Here is a 14218-nt window from a genome sequence, read left to right as displayed (position 1 = left end):
CGGTCGGTCCGCGCGGTGGCGGTGGAAGTGCCCCACGTGCCCAGGGCCCGGTCCTCGCTCCCCCCACCACGCCTCTCGTCAGGAGTGGTGCGAGGACCGCTCCACCGTCCCGCCGAGCCGGCCGCGCAGCGCGCCGACCACGGCGGGCTCGCCGACCGCGACCCACTTCCTGCCGACCAGATAGGTGCCGCCGTAGTCCTTGGCCGCGTTGAGCCACTCGCGTTCGCCGCGGTCGGTGGCGAAGGTGGCGAGGACGAAGCGGCCGTCGTCGTTCAGGCAGTCGGCCTGGCGCAGCTCGTCGGCGTCCGTCTGGATGTCGGGCGCGCACTCGGCCTTCGCGGCGAGCTGCTCCAGGGTGCCGGTCGCCGTCGTCGGCGCCGCGTCCGCGCCCCGGGCCCCGCCCGCACGGTCGCCGCCGGACCCCGCGGCGAGCCCCGCCGCGATCACCAGGCCGCACGTGGTGGCCGAAAGCGCCCCCGCGGCCCACATCATCTTCCTCATCGCTCTCTCCCGTCACGTCCGGCGAGCCGAACTCGCCTTGTGCGTACGCACCGTTGAGCACGGGAGGCCGCCCGGATACCGTGCGCCGCAGCCATCGACGCAGGGGGGTACACATGTCCGGACCGTCGCGACGCTCCGTGCTCGGCACCGCCGGTGCCATCGGCCTGACGGGCGCAGGAGGCCTCGGCGCCGCCGTCGGCACCGGGGCCCCGGCCCGCGCGGCCGAGGGGCCCGCCGCGGGCCCAGCCCTCGATACGGATTCCGCGCGCTCCGTGCTCAATCGACAGCTCCCGCACCACGCGGACCAGTTCCGGCTCCGGCTCGTCCCGGCAAAGGGCGGCCGGGACCACTTCCACGTACGCGGCGCCAAGGGCCGCATCGAGGTGTCGGGCACCACTCCCGCCGTGCTGTGCACCGGAGTCCACTGGTATCTGAAGTACGTGTGCGGCGCGCACATCGCCTGGAACGGCAACCAGCTCGACCTGCCACGGCGCCTGCCCGCGCCCGCGCGCCCCCTGCACCGCTCGACCGCGCTCCCCCACCGGTTCGCCCTCAACGACACCAATGACGGCTACACCGCCCCGTACGCCGACTGGCCGTACTGGGAGCGCATGATCGACGTCCTGGCGCTGCACGGCTGCAACGAGGTGTTCGTCATCGCGGGCATGGAGGGCGTCTACCACCGCGTCCTGAAGGACTTCGGGTACACCGACGCGGAGTCCCGTGCCTGGCTGCCCGCGCCCTCGCACCAGCCGTGGTGGCTGTTGCAGAACCTGGCCGGGTACGGCGGCCCGCTCTCGCCCGGGATCATCGACCGGCGCACCGCCCTCGGCCGGCGGATCGTGGACCGGCTGCGGGAGCTCGGCATGGCCCCGGTCCTGCCCGGCTACTACGGCCACGTCCCCGACGGCTTCGTGGCCCGCAACGGCGGTGACGCCCGCGTGGTGCCGCAGGGAACCTGGCACGGCTTCGAGCGCCCCGACTGGCTGGACCCGCGCACGGACGCCTTCGCGCGGGTCGCCGCGTCCTTCTACCGGCACCAGGGCGATGTCCTCGGCGGCGCGCGGCACTTCAAGATGGACCTCCTGCACGAGGGCGGCACGGCGGGCGACGTGCCGGTGCCGGCAGCGGCCAAGGGCGTGGAGACAGCGCTCCAGAAGGCGCACCCGGGCGCGACCTGGGTGATCCTCGGCTGGCAGGAGAACCCGCTGCCCGAGCTGCTCGACGCCATAGACAGGAAGAGGATGCTGATAGTCGACGGCGTCTGCGACCGCTACCAGAGCGTCACCGACCGCGAGCGGGACTGGGGCGGCACGCCCTACGCCTTCGGCACGATCCCCAACTTCGGGGGCCGCACCACCATCGGCGCCCGCACCCACCTGTGGCAGGAGAAGTTCTTCGCCTGGCGCGACAAGGAGAACAGCGCCCTCGCCGGCACCGCGTACCTGCCCGAGGCCACCGACCGCGACCCGGCGGCCTTCGAGCTGTTCTCCGAACTGGCCTGGCGGGACGAGGAGGTGGACCGCGCCGACTGGTTCGCCGGGTACGCCGACTTCCGCTACGGCCGCCGCGACCGGCACGCCCGCGCCGCCTGGCGGGCCCTGCACGACACCGCGTACCAGCACCGGGCCGTCGAGCGCAGCGACCCGCACGACTCGCTGTTCGCCGCCCGCCCCGACCTCGCGGCGAACCGCGCGGCGGAGTACGCGCCGCGCGCCCTCACCTACGACCCGGGCCGCTTCGACGCCGCCCTCGCGGGCCTGCTCGGCGTCGCGGGCGACCTGAGACGCAGCGCCGCCTACCGCCACGACCTCGTCGACGTGGCCCGCCAGGCCCTGGCCCACCGCAGCCGCCAGCTCCTGCCGCAGCTGAAGAAGGCGTACGAACGCAAGGACCGGACCGCCTTCCGCTCCCTCAGCGAGCTGTGGCTGCGCCTGATACGCCTCACCGACGACGTCGCGGGCACCCACCCGGCGTTCCTGCTCGGCCCCTGGATCGAGGACGCGCGGCGCCTGGCCACCAGCGACACCGAGCGCGCCGAGTTCGAACGCACCGCGAAGGTCCTCATCACGGTGTGGGGCGACAGGCCCACCTCGGACCCCGGCAACCTGCACGACTACGGCAACCGCGAATGGCACGGCCTCACCGCGGACCTCTACTTCGTCCGCTGGCGGAAGTGGCTCGACGAACTGGCGGACGCGCTCGCCGCCGGACGCGCGCCGACGCCGGTGGACTGGTTCGGCGCGGTGGAGGAACCCTGGACCCGCGAGCGCAAGGACTACCCCCTGCGTCCCGTCACGGACGCGTACCGCACCGCGGCCCGGGTCCACGGCGTCCTCGCCCGCGCCCCCTACCAGGGCTCCCTGGAGGTCACCGCGGAGCCGCCGTCCTTCCCGCCCGGCGGGCACGCGCGCGTGGAGGCGCTGTTCCGCAACGTCAACGGGCTGCGCGCGACCGGCCGCGTCGACTTCACCCTGACCGGGCCGGACGCGGAGCCCGAAGGGCCGACGGCGCTCCCCCGCGTGCCCGCAGCGGGCACCGGCACCGTCGCGTGGCGCGTGGACGCCCCCGCCACCTCCCTCGACCGGCCCCTGCGGCCGCTCCCCTTCACCCTCACCGCGCGCTACGGCCCGCAGGGGGAGCCGCGCGTCGACGCCGTGCACGAGGGCACCCTGTTCGTGGCGGGCCCGGTCCCGGCGGACTGGCGCACGTACACCAATAACGAGGCCGTCTTCGGCGCACTGGACGGGCGCTACGCCATCGACGGCGGCGGCGCCGATCTGTGGCGGGGCACTGCGGAGTTCGGGGCGCTCTTCCGTCCCGGTGCGCTGCGGGACGGCGTGTCCGTCACGGTCCGCGTCGACTCCCAGGCCAACACGGGAGCCTGGGCCCGCGCCGGCATCATCGCCCGCAACTCCCTGACCACCCCCGGCTCCCCCGGCTTCCTCAACCTCGCCGTCACCCCCGCCAACGGCGTCGTGCTCTCGTACGACACGACCGGGGACGGCACCCTGGACACCTACCGCCGCGTCACCGGCGTCAAGGCCCCCCTGCTGCTGCGCCTCTCCCGGGCCGGGGGTACCTTCACCGGGGAGTTGTCCACCGACGGGGGCACCGCGTGGCGGACGGTCGCCTCCGTGCCGGTGCCGGGGGCCGCCGCCGCCCAGGACGTGGGGATGTTCATGACGGCCACGCACGGAGGTGCCGGGGGTCGGGGGACCGTGGAGTTCAGCGGGTGGAGGGACGCATGAGCGGACAGAACGAGACGACCGAGGAGTGGGAGCGGCGCGTAGCCGCCGCGTGGGCGGACATCGACGCCTACGGGGACGATCGGGCCGAGGAGTTCCGGGAACGCGTGGGCGAGCTGGCGGACGAGCTGCCGGAGGGCAGTGCGGTCGCCCCGTTCGAGCGGGCGTGCGCCTACGACTCCACCGGGCACTCGGACAGGGCGGTACCCCTGTACGAGGAGGCCCTGGCCAAAGGCCTCTCCGGGTACCGCCGGCGCCGCACCGCCGTCCAACTCGCCAGCTCCCTGCGGAACACCGGCCGCCTGGAGGAGGCCATCGAACTGCTGACCCCGGAACTGGAGGCCGAGCACGACGAGTTGGACGACGCGGTGCGCGCGACCCTCGCGCTGTGCCTCGTCGACGCGGGCCGCGGCCGCGAGGCCGTGTCACTCGCCGTCGGCGCCCTCGCCCGCCACCTCCCGCGCTACCAGCGGTCGATGGCGAACTACGCGCGCCTCCTCGTCGAGCCGGAGTGACCCGGGTGACCCCAGTGACCCCAGTGACTCCAGTGAGCCCCGCGCGTCCCACCGGAGTCGGGTGACCGACCGGCGATTCGCTCGTTCTGCTGAACGTGTCGTCATCGCAGTCCACGAAAGCCCTTGCCTCGACCGGCTTCACGCCGACCGGGTCCGCCACCGTCGTCGACGTGGAGCAGGTCGAGGCCGCTCTCGTCGAGCACTACCCGCGCCTGGTCCGCCTGGCCTACCTGGTGCTGCCCCCCGGCCTCGGCCGCAACCGCCGCGTCCTGACCGCGCACGCCCTGGTCCAGCGCGCCCTCCCGCGCAGCCGCACCACCACCCCCGTCCTGCCGGAGCAGCGCAACCCCGCGAGCCGCGGCACCGACCCCGGCTACGCCTACGTACGCTGCCAGGTGCTGCGCGCCGCCCTCGACGCCGGTAGGCCGCTGCTGCGCCTGGCCCGGCCCCGGCGGGCCCAGCTGCCGCCGCTGCTGCCGCAGGTGTGGGGCCTGCGCCTGTTCCCGCGCTCCGGCGGAGCCGACGAACTCGCCCTCGACCAGAGGCTCTCCGCCCTGCCCGGGCCGGCCCGCGCCGCCTACGTGCTGCGCGGCCTCGAACGCCTCACGGACGACGAGGTGCGCCGGGTCCTGGAGGCCGTCGGCGTCGACACCGACCGGCAGGACGGCGCGCACGCCGAGGCGATCGACGCCGCGCTGGCCGAGGCGGGCGCGCAGACACCGCCCGGCGTCCGGAGCCCGGCCGCGCTGCTCGAATCACCGGAGTTCGACCCGTGCCTGCTGCGGGCCAGGCCCACCGACCTGATGCGCCGGCGCCAGCACCTGAAGGCCCTGGGCATCGCCGCCGTCGCCGCCCTGGTGTGCGGGGCGCTGCTCGGCATGCCCGGCGACGGCTGGGGTCCGGACGGCGCGGCTGCTCCGCCGTACGCGAAGAACCCCGCCGCCGAGGCCGCGCTCGACCCCGCTCGGCTGACCCGGGCCGCCCCCGCCGCCTGGAAGGAGTCCGCGCGCACCGACTTCTCCGTGTGGCCCGCCCGCGGTGAACTCGCCGACGACGAGGGCCTGCTGCGCCGCGCCCTGGCCGTGTGGGCGCGGCCCGGCAAGTCCGTGCGGGTCTCCGCGACGCCGGGCACGGTGACGGGGGCGCCGCCAGGACCCGCCCGACTGCTGTTCGCGGGACCGGTCGACTCGGCGCGCGTGGTGCTCCTGTACGACGGCCTGCGGGTCGTGCGGTACGCCGAGCCGCTCGACGGCACCAGCGGCGCCGCGCTCGACTTCGCCCGTGTCGACGGCGCGGGCACGGCCGACGCCGGTGCCGTCGTGGTCGGCCGCGCGGACGGCAACGTGCGCTATCTGACGGCCCCCTGGGTGCGTGAGGCGGCCGTGCAGGACCTCCTGGAGCCGACCGCGACCCCGTCGGCACTGCGGCGCACCGCCGACGGGGTCACCGCCCCCTTCGCCAGCCCCGCCCTCGCCCGCGCGTGCACGTCCTGGAACACGCTGCGCCTGCGCGACCGGGAGGGGGCGGCGCGGCTCGCCACCGACCTCGGCGAGCTCGTCCCCGCGCACCTCACCGCGGGCCGCCCGGACGCGCCCCGCGAGGCGACGCCCGCGGACTGGTCGCGCACCGCCTGCTCCCTCGCCGCGGCCCGTTCGCACGGGGTACGCACCGTGAACGCCTGGTCCTACGCCGCACAGGCCCTGCCCGACGGCAGCGGCGAGGCGAAGTGGGTGTGCACGCGGGCGGAGACCTGGCGCGGCGGCGGCGGGCGGGCGCTCGCCCAGTTCCTCGCGCCCGGGGCGCGGACGGCCGCCGTGGCCGCCAAGGCGGAGGGCGAGCCCGCCTGCGGGGTGCGGGAGCCCTCGGTCCTCGCCGGAGTGCTGTGGAAGTCCGCCACCGGGTCCTGGTACGTCCTCGCCGGAGGCAGCAAGGACGTGGCGTCCCTCGCCGTGTCCGGCGGGCAGCGGTCACCCGGCAACACCCTCGCCGTACGCAGCAGCCAGGGCGCCCGCCCCACGCTGACCGGCCGCCTCGACGACGGCAGGACGCTCCGCACACTGCGCTGAGGCCTCCCCGCAGCACCCCGCCGGATGCCCCGCCGGACGGGCCCCCCGCGGCCCCGTCCGGCGGGATCAGAAAGCTGCCGCGCACACCTGTACCCCGTCACTACCCGCCAGTACATTGACGCCATGTCTGATAAGAGGGCCCGGCCCCCGCAGCCCGTAGCCTCCGAGCACATCGCGCTCAAGGCACGCAACGTCTCCTTCTCCTGGGAGAGCACCCCGCTCCACTGGCTCCCGGGGGACCCCTTCTCGACGCACACCATCAACGTCCTGCACCTGCTCCTGCCGGCGGGCGAACGCTGGTTCGTGCACGTGTACAAGCAGGTGCTCCCGCTCATCGAGGACGAGCAACTGCGCGAGGACGTCATCGGGTTCATCGGCCAGGAGGCCATGCACTCCCAGGCCCACGACGAGGTCCTGCCGCACCTGCGCGAGCAGGGCCTCGACCCCACCCCGTACACCGCCCAGGTCGACTGGCTCTTCGAGAAGCTGCTCGGGGACCGCACGCTGCCGCCGGGGCGGCCCCGGCGGTGGTGGCTGATGGAGCGGGTCGCGCTGATCGCGGCGATCGAGCACTACACGGCGTTCCTCGGCGACTGGGTGCTGAACGCCGGGGAACTCGACCGGCGGGGCGCCGACCCGACGATGCTCGACCTGCTGCGCTGGCACGGCGCCGAGGAGGTCGAGCACAGGTCGGTCGCCTTCGACCTGTTCCTGCATGTCGACGGCGGGTACCGGCGGCGTGTGCGCACCTGGGCCACCGCCTTCGGCGCCCTGGTGTTCCTGTGGCAGCGCGGCACCCGCTTCTTCATGGCGAACGACCCGACGCTGACCGCAGGCAGGGCCACGCTCCGGGACTTCCACCGCGCCGGACGGGCCGGCACGCTGCCCACCACCGGCGCCATGATCCGTTCCATACCGCGCTATCTGAGCCGCGACTACCACCCCTCGCGGGAGTGCAGCACCGCGCAGGCGGTGGCCTACCTCGCCTCATCGCCCGCGGCCACCGCCGCCGCGGCCCGCACGCACGGAGCCGCCTGACATGCCGCTGCCACGCCCGCTCGGCTCCCGCGCCGCACACACCGCCCTGGCCCTCACCGGCGCCGCCCTCCTCGCCCGCCGCTCCCTGCGCCGCCGCACGGCGGCCTCCCCGCTGTGGCCGCTGCCCGCCCTGGCGGAACCCGTCTCCGGGCAGCCGCGCACGCGGGCGCTGCGGCTGCTCGTCGCCCGGCACGAACGCGTCGCCGACGGCGTCGTCCGACTGCGCCTGGAGAGCACCTCTCGCGCGCCGCTGCCGAGCTGGGAGCCGGGCGCGCACCTCGACCTCGTGCTGCCCTCCGGACTCGTCCGGCAGTACTCGCTGTGCGGCGACCCCGGCGACACCTCCTCGTACACCGTCGCCACCCGGCTCATCGGCCCCGGCGACGGCGGCCGGGGCGGCTCCCGCGAGGTGCACGAGGCGCTGGCCGAAGGCATGGAGGTCGAGGTGCGCGGGCCGCGCAACCGGTTCCCGCTGATCGGCGAAGCGGCCTCGTACACCTTCGTCGCGGGCGGGATCGGGATCACGCCTGTCCTCGCCATGGCGCGGGCCGTGGACGCGGCGGGCGCCGACTGGCGGCTGCTGTACTGCGGCCGGTCCCGGGCCGCCATGCCCTTCCTCGCGGAACTGGAGGAGCTGGGCGGGGCCGCGGGGCGGGTGCGGGTCGTCGCGGAGGACGAGAGCGGCCGGCCCGACGTCGGGGCCTTTCTCGGCGGGGCCGCGGCGCCCGCGGGTGCCGTGTACGTGTGCGGACCCGAAGGCCTCATGGACGCGGCGGCCCGCGCGCTCCCCGAGGGCTGTTCGCTGCACCTGGAGCGGTTCGCGCCCGCCGCCTCCGCCGGCGGGGACAGCGCCTTCGAGGTCGAACTGCGGCGCTCCGGGCGCACGGTGGCCGTCGGCCCCGGCACCACGGTGCTCGCGGCCGTGCGCGCCGAGCTGCCCGGGCTCGCGTACTCCTGCGAGCAGGGGTTCTGCGGGACCTGCCAACACCGCGTCCTGGAGGGCGAGATCGACCACCGGGACGAGCTGCTCACCGACGGGGAGCGCGCGGACTCGATGCTGATCTGTGTGTCCCGGGCCCTCGGCCCGCGGCTCGTGCTCGACCTCTGACCGCCAACTCGACATCTGACCGTCAAGGGGTGGAGCGGGGCGTCCGTTCGCGGCCGGATCGAATCGGTAGAGTGTTCGCATGACTACCGGGGTGCGCCGCAGGATGGGTGTCGAGGAACGGCGGCAGCAACTGATCGGGGTCGCGCTCGAGCTGTTCAGCAACCGCTCGCCCGACGACGTCTCCATCGACGAGATAGCGGCGGCCGCGGGCATCTCGCGCCCGCTGGTGTACCACTACTTCCCCGGCAAGCTCAGCCTGTACGAGGCCGCGCTCCAGCGGGCGGCCGACGATCTGGCCGAGCGGTTCGTGGAGCCGCACGAGGGCCCGCTCGGTGCCCGGCTGCTGCGGGTGACCGGCCGCTTCCTCGGCTTCGTCGACGAGCACGGGCCCGGCTTCTCCGCGCTGATGCGGGGCGGCCCCGCGGTGGGCTCCTCCTCGTCGCCGACCACGAACGCCCTCATCGACTCGGTCCGGCAGGCCGCGTACGAGCAGATCCTCGCGCACCTGGGGGTCACGGACCCGCCCGCGAGGCTCGACCTGGTCGTGCGCTCCTGGGTCTCGCTCGCCGAGTCGACGGCGCTGATCTGGCTGGACGGCCGCCGCATCCCGCGCGCCGAACTGGAGCGGCAACTCGTCCACGACTTCGCCGCGTTGGCCGCGGTGAGCGCGGCGTACGACGACGAGATGGCCCGCCTGCTCGGCACCATCCTCGCGGAGGAGCCCGCCGACGGCCCGTTCGCGGACCTGCTGTCCCGGCTCGCCGCCCTCGCGCCCCGGGCCACGGCGCCCTCCTAGGGCCCGCCCTCTCCCGGAAACCGCCCGCGCCGTCCCTCAGTCGTCCGCGGGCGGTTCTGTCAGGCGGAGCGCGAGCAGGGCGATGTCGTCGTCCCGCTCACGGCCGAAGCACTCCAGGAGGGTGTCGCACAGGGCGGCCACTCCGGGCGGCGTCGCGATGGCCGCGAGGCGCAGTTGCTCCATGGAGACGGCGAGGTCCACGCCCCGGGTCTCGATCAGCCCATCGGTGATCATCAGGAGGCGGTCGCCGGTGGTGAGGCGGGTCTCCACGGGCGGTGGCCGGTCGAGGCCGAGGCCGAGCAGCGGGCCGCTCGCCCTGACGTAGGCGGCCGTGCCCGAGTCGTGGACGACGAGCGGCGGGATGTGACCGGCGTTGGCGATGCGGACGCGGGCGGACGGCAGTTCGACGTGGGCCAGGCACATCGTGGCGGTGACGTCGGGGTGGTAGCGCTGGAGCATGCGGTCGAGACGGGCGGCGAGGCGGCCGGGGTCGGGGTCCTCGACGCAGTACGCCCGCAGGGCGTGCCGCAGCTCCACCATGACCGTGGCCGCGTCGAGCGAGTGGCCCGCGACGTCCCCGATGCCGGTGAGCACACCGGTGGGCGTGGGCAGCGCGGCGTAGAAGTCACCGCCGATCTTCGCCTGCCGGGACGCCGGTTCGTAGCGGACGACGACCTCCGTGCCCGGCAGCAGCGGCAGCTCGCTCGGCAGGAAGCTGTGCTGGAGGGTCAGCGCGACATGGCGCTCCTTCTCGTACATCAGGAGCCGTTCCGCGACCCGCGCGGTGGCGTGCGCCAGGCGGCCGAGGCCGGCGGTGCGGTCCTGCGCGGGACCCGCGGTGGCCAGGCAGACCGGGGTGTGGTCCTCCCGGGTGCGGGCGAGCGCGAGCAGCACCCCGTCGCCGGGTCCCGTCGGTTCGTGGACGCCGTCCGCGGCTCCTTCCCGCGGGGCCGCCCTCGCGCCGCGCGGCTCCGCGCCCCCGAACGCTTCGTACCCGTCGGCCCTGCGCGTCGCGACGCCCAGGAAGCCCGCGGGCCACAGCGACCACGGCACGGTCGTGGTGTGCACGCCGATCCGCCCCGCCATCAGGCGGTTGATCAGTCCTGCCATGCTCTCGAGGCTGTCCGGGCCGGGGTGCGCCGCGAGGGCGCGGCGGTGGGAGCGGCCCCAGTGGATGCCGCCTTCCTCGTCGAGGACGAACGCCGCGGCGGGAGCGCCGCTGAGGTCCGCCGCGTCGGCGGCGGCGACGTCGACGAGCTCGCGCACGCAGCCGGCCGACTGGACGTCGAGGACGGCCTCCGCGAGGCGGCTGAGGCGGCCCGCCCGGGTCTGTACGTCGCTGCGGTGCCGGGCGCCGCGCGCGGCGGCCCTGACCACGGCCGCGATCTCCTCCGGCTCCGCGGGCACCGTCAGATACGCCTCGCCGCCCGCGTCGAGCCCGCGGCAGCGGTCCGCGGAGTCGTGCGCGGCGGCGGAGAAGTGCACGACGGGCAGGGCGGCGGTCGGCAGTGCCTGCTTGAGGCGGCGGCACAGGTCGTAGCCGCTCATGTCGGGCAGGCCGACGTCGACGAGGGCGACATCGGGGAGCCGGCCCTCGCGCAGCCGCGCCTCGATCTCGCCCAGCGCCTCGGCCGCGCTGGCGGCGAGCACCACGCGGTGACCGGCACGGCGCAGCACCGCACCCAGCGCGTACCGGCTCGCGGGCACGTCGTCGACGACCAGGACCGTGGTGACACCGGACCCGGCCGCACCGGCCTCACCCTCGGCACCCTCGGTCTCTTTGCTCTTGGCGCTCACGCGGACATCCCCCAGGAGCGGCGGAACGAACGGGCCCCCACGGGCCCGCATGTCCACGCTAGCGTCCCGGCACGGCGCCGGGGAGTCGACGGCATCCCTACGACCTGGAACGGGGGAGATCGCGCGTCCATACGACTCCCGCGGCCCGAGTGCCGCTAAGATCTGCCCCTCCCCGGCCCGGTCCGCCCGGTCCGTGACCTTCGTGTCGCGCGGGACGTTCACTTCAGTGCCCGGCTCCCCGGCGCGACACGGTGGGGAACGGTCAGCGGATCCCCGTACCGGCAAGGGACTTCATGACTCAGCACAGCACCGGCCCCGCCTCGGGGTCCGTACGCTCCGCCCACACCGCCCGCACGGCTGCCGCGGGGCGTACCGACTGGTGGCGGGACGCCGTCATCTACCAGGTGTACCCGCGCAGCTTCGCCGACTCCGACGGCGACGGCATGGGCGATCTGCCGGGGGTGAAGGACCGGCTGCCCCATCTGCGGCGGCTCGGCGTGGACGCCGTGTGGCTCTCGCCGTTCTACTCCTCGCCGCAGGCCGACGCGGGCTACGACGTCGCCGACTACCGCGCGGTCGACCCCGTGTTCGGCACCCTCGCCGACGCCGAGGAACTCGTGCGGCGGGCGCACGCGCTCGGCCTGCGCGTCATCGTCGACATCGTGCCGAACCACTGCTCGGACCGGCACGCGTGGTTCCGCCAGGCCCTCGCGCAGGGCCCCGGGTCGGCGCTGCGGGAACGCTTCCACTTCCGGCCGGGGCGCGGCCCGGGCGGTGAACTGCCGCCCAACGACTGGGAGTCCGTCTTCGGCGGCCCCGCCTGGACCCGCACCACCGACCCCGACGGCACCCCCGGCGACTGGTACCTGCACCTGTTCGCGCCCGAGCAGCCCGACTTCGACTGGGAACACCCGGCCGTGCGCGCCGAGTTCCGCTCCGTCCTGCGGTTCTGGCTCGACCTGGGCGTAGACGGCTTCCGCGTCGACGTGGCGCACGGCCTGGTCAAGGCGGCGGGGCTGCCGGACGTCGGCCACGCCGAGCAGGTCAAGCTGCTCGGCGCCGCGCCCGTGCCGTACTTCGACCAGGACGGCGTGCACGAGATCTACCGGGACTGGCGCGTGCTCCTCGACGGCTACCCGGGCGAGCGCATCGCCGTCGCCGAGGCCTGGACCCCGACGGTGGAGCGCAGCGCCCTGTACCTGCGCCCGGACGAGCTGCACCAGGCGTTCAACTTCGCGTACCTGACGACGCGCTGGGACGCGGCCGCGCTGCGTGCCGTCATCGACCGCTCCCTGGAGGCCATGGACTCCGTGGCCGCGCCCGCCACCTGGGTCCTGTCCAACCACGACGTCGTCCGGCACACCACGCGCCTCGCCGACGGCGACCCGGCGCGCGGTCTGCGCCGGGCCCGCGCGGCGACGCTCCTGATGCTGGCGCTGCCCGGCTCCGCGTACCTCTACCAGGGCGAGGAGCTCGGCCTGCCCGAGGTGACGGACCTGCCCGCCGAGGTGCGCCAGGACCCGGCGTTCTTCCGCGGCTCGGGGCAGGAGGGCACGCGGGACGGGTGCCGGGTGCCGCTGCCGTGGTCGGGGACGCGGCCGCCGTTCGGGTTCGGTCCCGCCGACGGGGGGCCGAGCTGGCTGCCGCAGCCCGCCGACTGGGGGGACCTCACGGTCGAGGCACAGGAGGGCGACCCCGCCTCGACCCTGGAGCTGTACCGGGCCGCCCTCGCGCTGCGCAAGGCCCACCCGGCGCTCGGCGCGGGCCGTTGCGTCCAGTGGCTCGCGGCGCCGGAGGGCGTGCTCGCGTTCCGCAGGACGGCGGGCGGGACGGCCGGGGCGGAGGGCGGCGCGGAGTCCGTCGTCGTCACCGTGAACCTCACCGGGCGTCCCGTCACCGTGCCGTGCCCCGGCACCGCGGTCCTGAGCAGCCTGAAGTCGCGCGTGCCCGCGGCCGACTCGGCGGGGTCGGGATCCGACGTCGTACTGCCACCGGATTCAACCATCTGGTGGGCAGCGTGAGGGACGACCGGTACAGTCCAATCCTGTGACCGCGCGACTGGCCGACATCGCAGCCCAGGCGGGGGTCAGCGAGGCGACCGTGAGCCGGGTCCTGAACGGCAAGCCGGGCGTCGCTGCGGCCACCCGTCAGTCCGTGCTCGCCGCACTCGACGTCCTCGGCTACGAACGCCCGGTGCGGCTGCGCCGGCGCAGCGCGGGCCTGGTCGGTCTGATCACGCCCGAGCTGGAGAACCCGATCTTCCCCGCGCTCGCCCAGGTGATCGGCCAAGCCCTCACCCGGCAGGGGTATACGCCGGTGCTCGCCACCCAGACACCCGGCGGCTCCACCGAGGACGAGCTCACCGAGATGCTGGTGGACCGGGGGGTCGCGGGCATCATCTTCGTCTCGGGGCTGCACGCCGACACCACGGCCGACATGCGGCGCTACGAGCAGCTGCGGGCGCAGGGCGTGCCGTTCGTGCTCGTGGACGGCTTCTCGCCGCAGGTGCAGGCGCCGTTCATCTCGCCGGACGACCGGGCGGCGATGCGGCTCGCGGTGACCCATCTGTCCTCGCTCGGGCACAGCCGCATCGGGCTCGCGCTCGGGCCGCGGCGCTTCGTGCCCGTACAGCGCAAGATCGAGGGTTTCACGCTCTCGATGCGCGAGCGGTTCCGGCTGCCGCCCGAGGAGATCGAGTCGCAGCTCGTGCAGCACTCCCTGTACACGCTGGAGGGCGGGCAGGCGGCGGCAGCAGCGCTCCTGGACCGCGGTTGCACGGCCGTGGTGTGCGCCAGTGACATGATGGCGCTCGGCGCGGTACGGGCCGCGCGCGAGCGGGGCCTCGAGGTGCCGGACGACGTCTCGGTGGTCGGCTTCGACGACTCGGTGCTCGTCGCCTTCACGGACCCGCCGCTGACCACGGTCCGCAAGCCGGTTCCCGCGATGGGCCAGGCCGCGGTGCGCACCCTCCTGGAGGAGATCGCGGGTACTCCGGCACCGCACAGCGAGTTCGTCTTCATGCCGGAGCTGGTGGTCAGGGGCTCGACCGCGTCCTGCCGCCCCGCGGGGCCTGAGGGGCCCCCGGGGCGCCCCTGAGGGGTTCGCCCGGGGCGGCTCGTCCTTGGGGCGTAGGGAGTGCGGCCGGAACC

9 protein-coding genes and 1 pseudogene are annotated in these 14218 nt (G+C 75.1%); 8 read left to right on the top strand and 2 right to left on the bottom strand.

Annotation, left to right across the window (positions count from 1 at the left end):
- Positions 1-50 precede the first annotated feature (50 nt).
- Positions 51-501: pseudogene (locus ACH4DX_RS03910) on the bottom strand (hypothetical protein); the annotation flags it as partial.
- A gap of 113 nt (positions 502-614) precedes the next feature.
- Here ACH4DX_RS03910 and ACH4DX_RS03905 point away from each other — a divergent pair.
- The 6 genes from ACH4DX_RS03905 (at position 615) to ACH4DX_RS03880 (ending at position 9272) form a co-directional block, all read left to right on the top strand.
- Positions 615-3752 (top strand): alpha-N-acetylglucosaminidase, encoded by a 3138-nt coding sequence (locus ACH4DX_RS03905; protein ID WP_398153879.1) that lies wholly within the window; start codon positions 615-617, stop codon positions 3750-3752.
- Positions 3749-4264: a tetratricopeptide repeat protein gene (locus ACH4DX_RS03900; protein ID WP_398153878.1), complete on the top strand. Its 516-nt coding sequence runs from the start codon at positions 3749-3751 to the stop codon at positions 4262-4264. The genes ACH4DX_RS03905 and ACH4DX_RS03900 overlap by 4 nt, the downstream gene beginning before the upstream one ends.
- Positions 4265-4359: 95 nt before the next feature.
- Positions 4360-6330: a hypothetical protein gene (locus ACH4DX_RS03895; RefSeq protein WP_398153877.1), complete on the top strand. Its 1971-nt coding sequence runs from the start codon at positions 4360-4362 to the stop codon at positions 6328-6330.
- Positions 6331-6453: 123 nt separating this feature from the next.
- Entirely contained in the window at positions 6454-7368 is a 915-nt protein-coding gene (locus tag ACH4DX_RS03890) for a metal-dependent hydrolase (RefSeq protein WP_398153876.1), read from the top strand.
- Position 7369: 1 nt separating this feature from the next.
- Entirely contained in the window at positions 7370-8476 is a 1107-nt protein-coding gene (locus ACH4DX_RS03885; RefSeq protein WP_398153875.1) for a PDR/VanB family oxidoreductase, read from the top strand.
- Between the two features lie 79 nt (positions 8477-8555).
- A complete protein-coding gene (locus ACH4DX_RS03880) occupies positions 8556-9272 on the top strand; it encodes a TetR/AcrR family transcriptional regulator (RefSeq protein ID WP_398117509.1) in 717 nt (238 codons plus the stop codon).
- Between the two features lie 36 nt (positions 9273-9308).
- Here ACH4DX_RS03880 and ACH4DX_RS03875 read toward each other — a convergent pair whose 3' ends face one another.
- Complete coding sequence (locus ACH4DX_RS03875) at positions 9309-11069, bottom strand: SpoIIE family protein phosphatase (RefSeq protein WP_398153874.1); 1761 nt, start codon at positions 11067-11069, stop codon at positions 9309-9311.
- Positions 11070-11362: 293 nt separating this feature from the next.
- Here ACH4DX_RS03875 and ACH4DX_RS03870 point away from each other — a divergent pair, with 293 nt between their 5' ends.
- Together ACH4DX_RS03870 and ACH4DX_RS03865 are read left to right on the top strand one after the other, a co-directional pair.
- Entirely contained in the window at positions 11363-13090 is a 1728-nt protein-coding gene (locus tag ACH4DX_RS03870) for an alpha-amylase family glycosyl hydrolase (protein WP_398153873.1), read from the top strand.
- 25 nt (positions 13091-13115) lie between these two features.
- The gene (locus tag ACH4DX_RS03865; RefSeq protein WP_398153872.1) at positions 13116-14165 is read left to right on the top strand and encodes a LacI family DNA-binding transcriptional regulator; all 1050 of its coding nucleotides are present in this window, start codon (positions 13116-13118) and stop codon (positions 14163-14165) included.
- Positions 14166-14218 lie beyond the last annotated feature (53 nt).

Origin of the sequence: Streptomyces sp. NPDC017940, assembly GCF_044328435.1 — a bacterium.
Lineage (GTDB): Bacteria > Actinomycetota > Actinomycetes > Streptomycetales > Streptomycetaceae > Streptomyces.
Note: the sequence above shows the minus strand (reverse complement) of the source record. Positions and strands in the feature narration are given on the sequence as shown.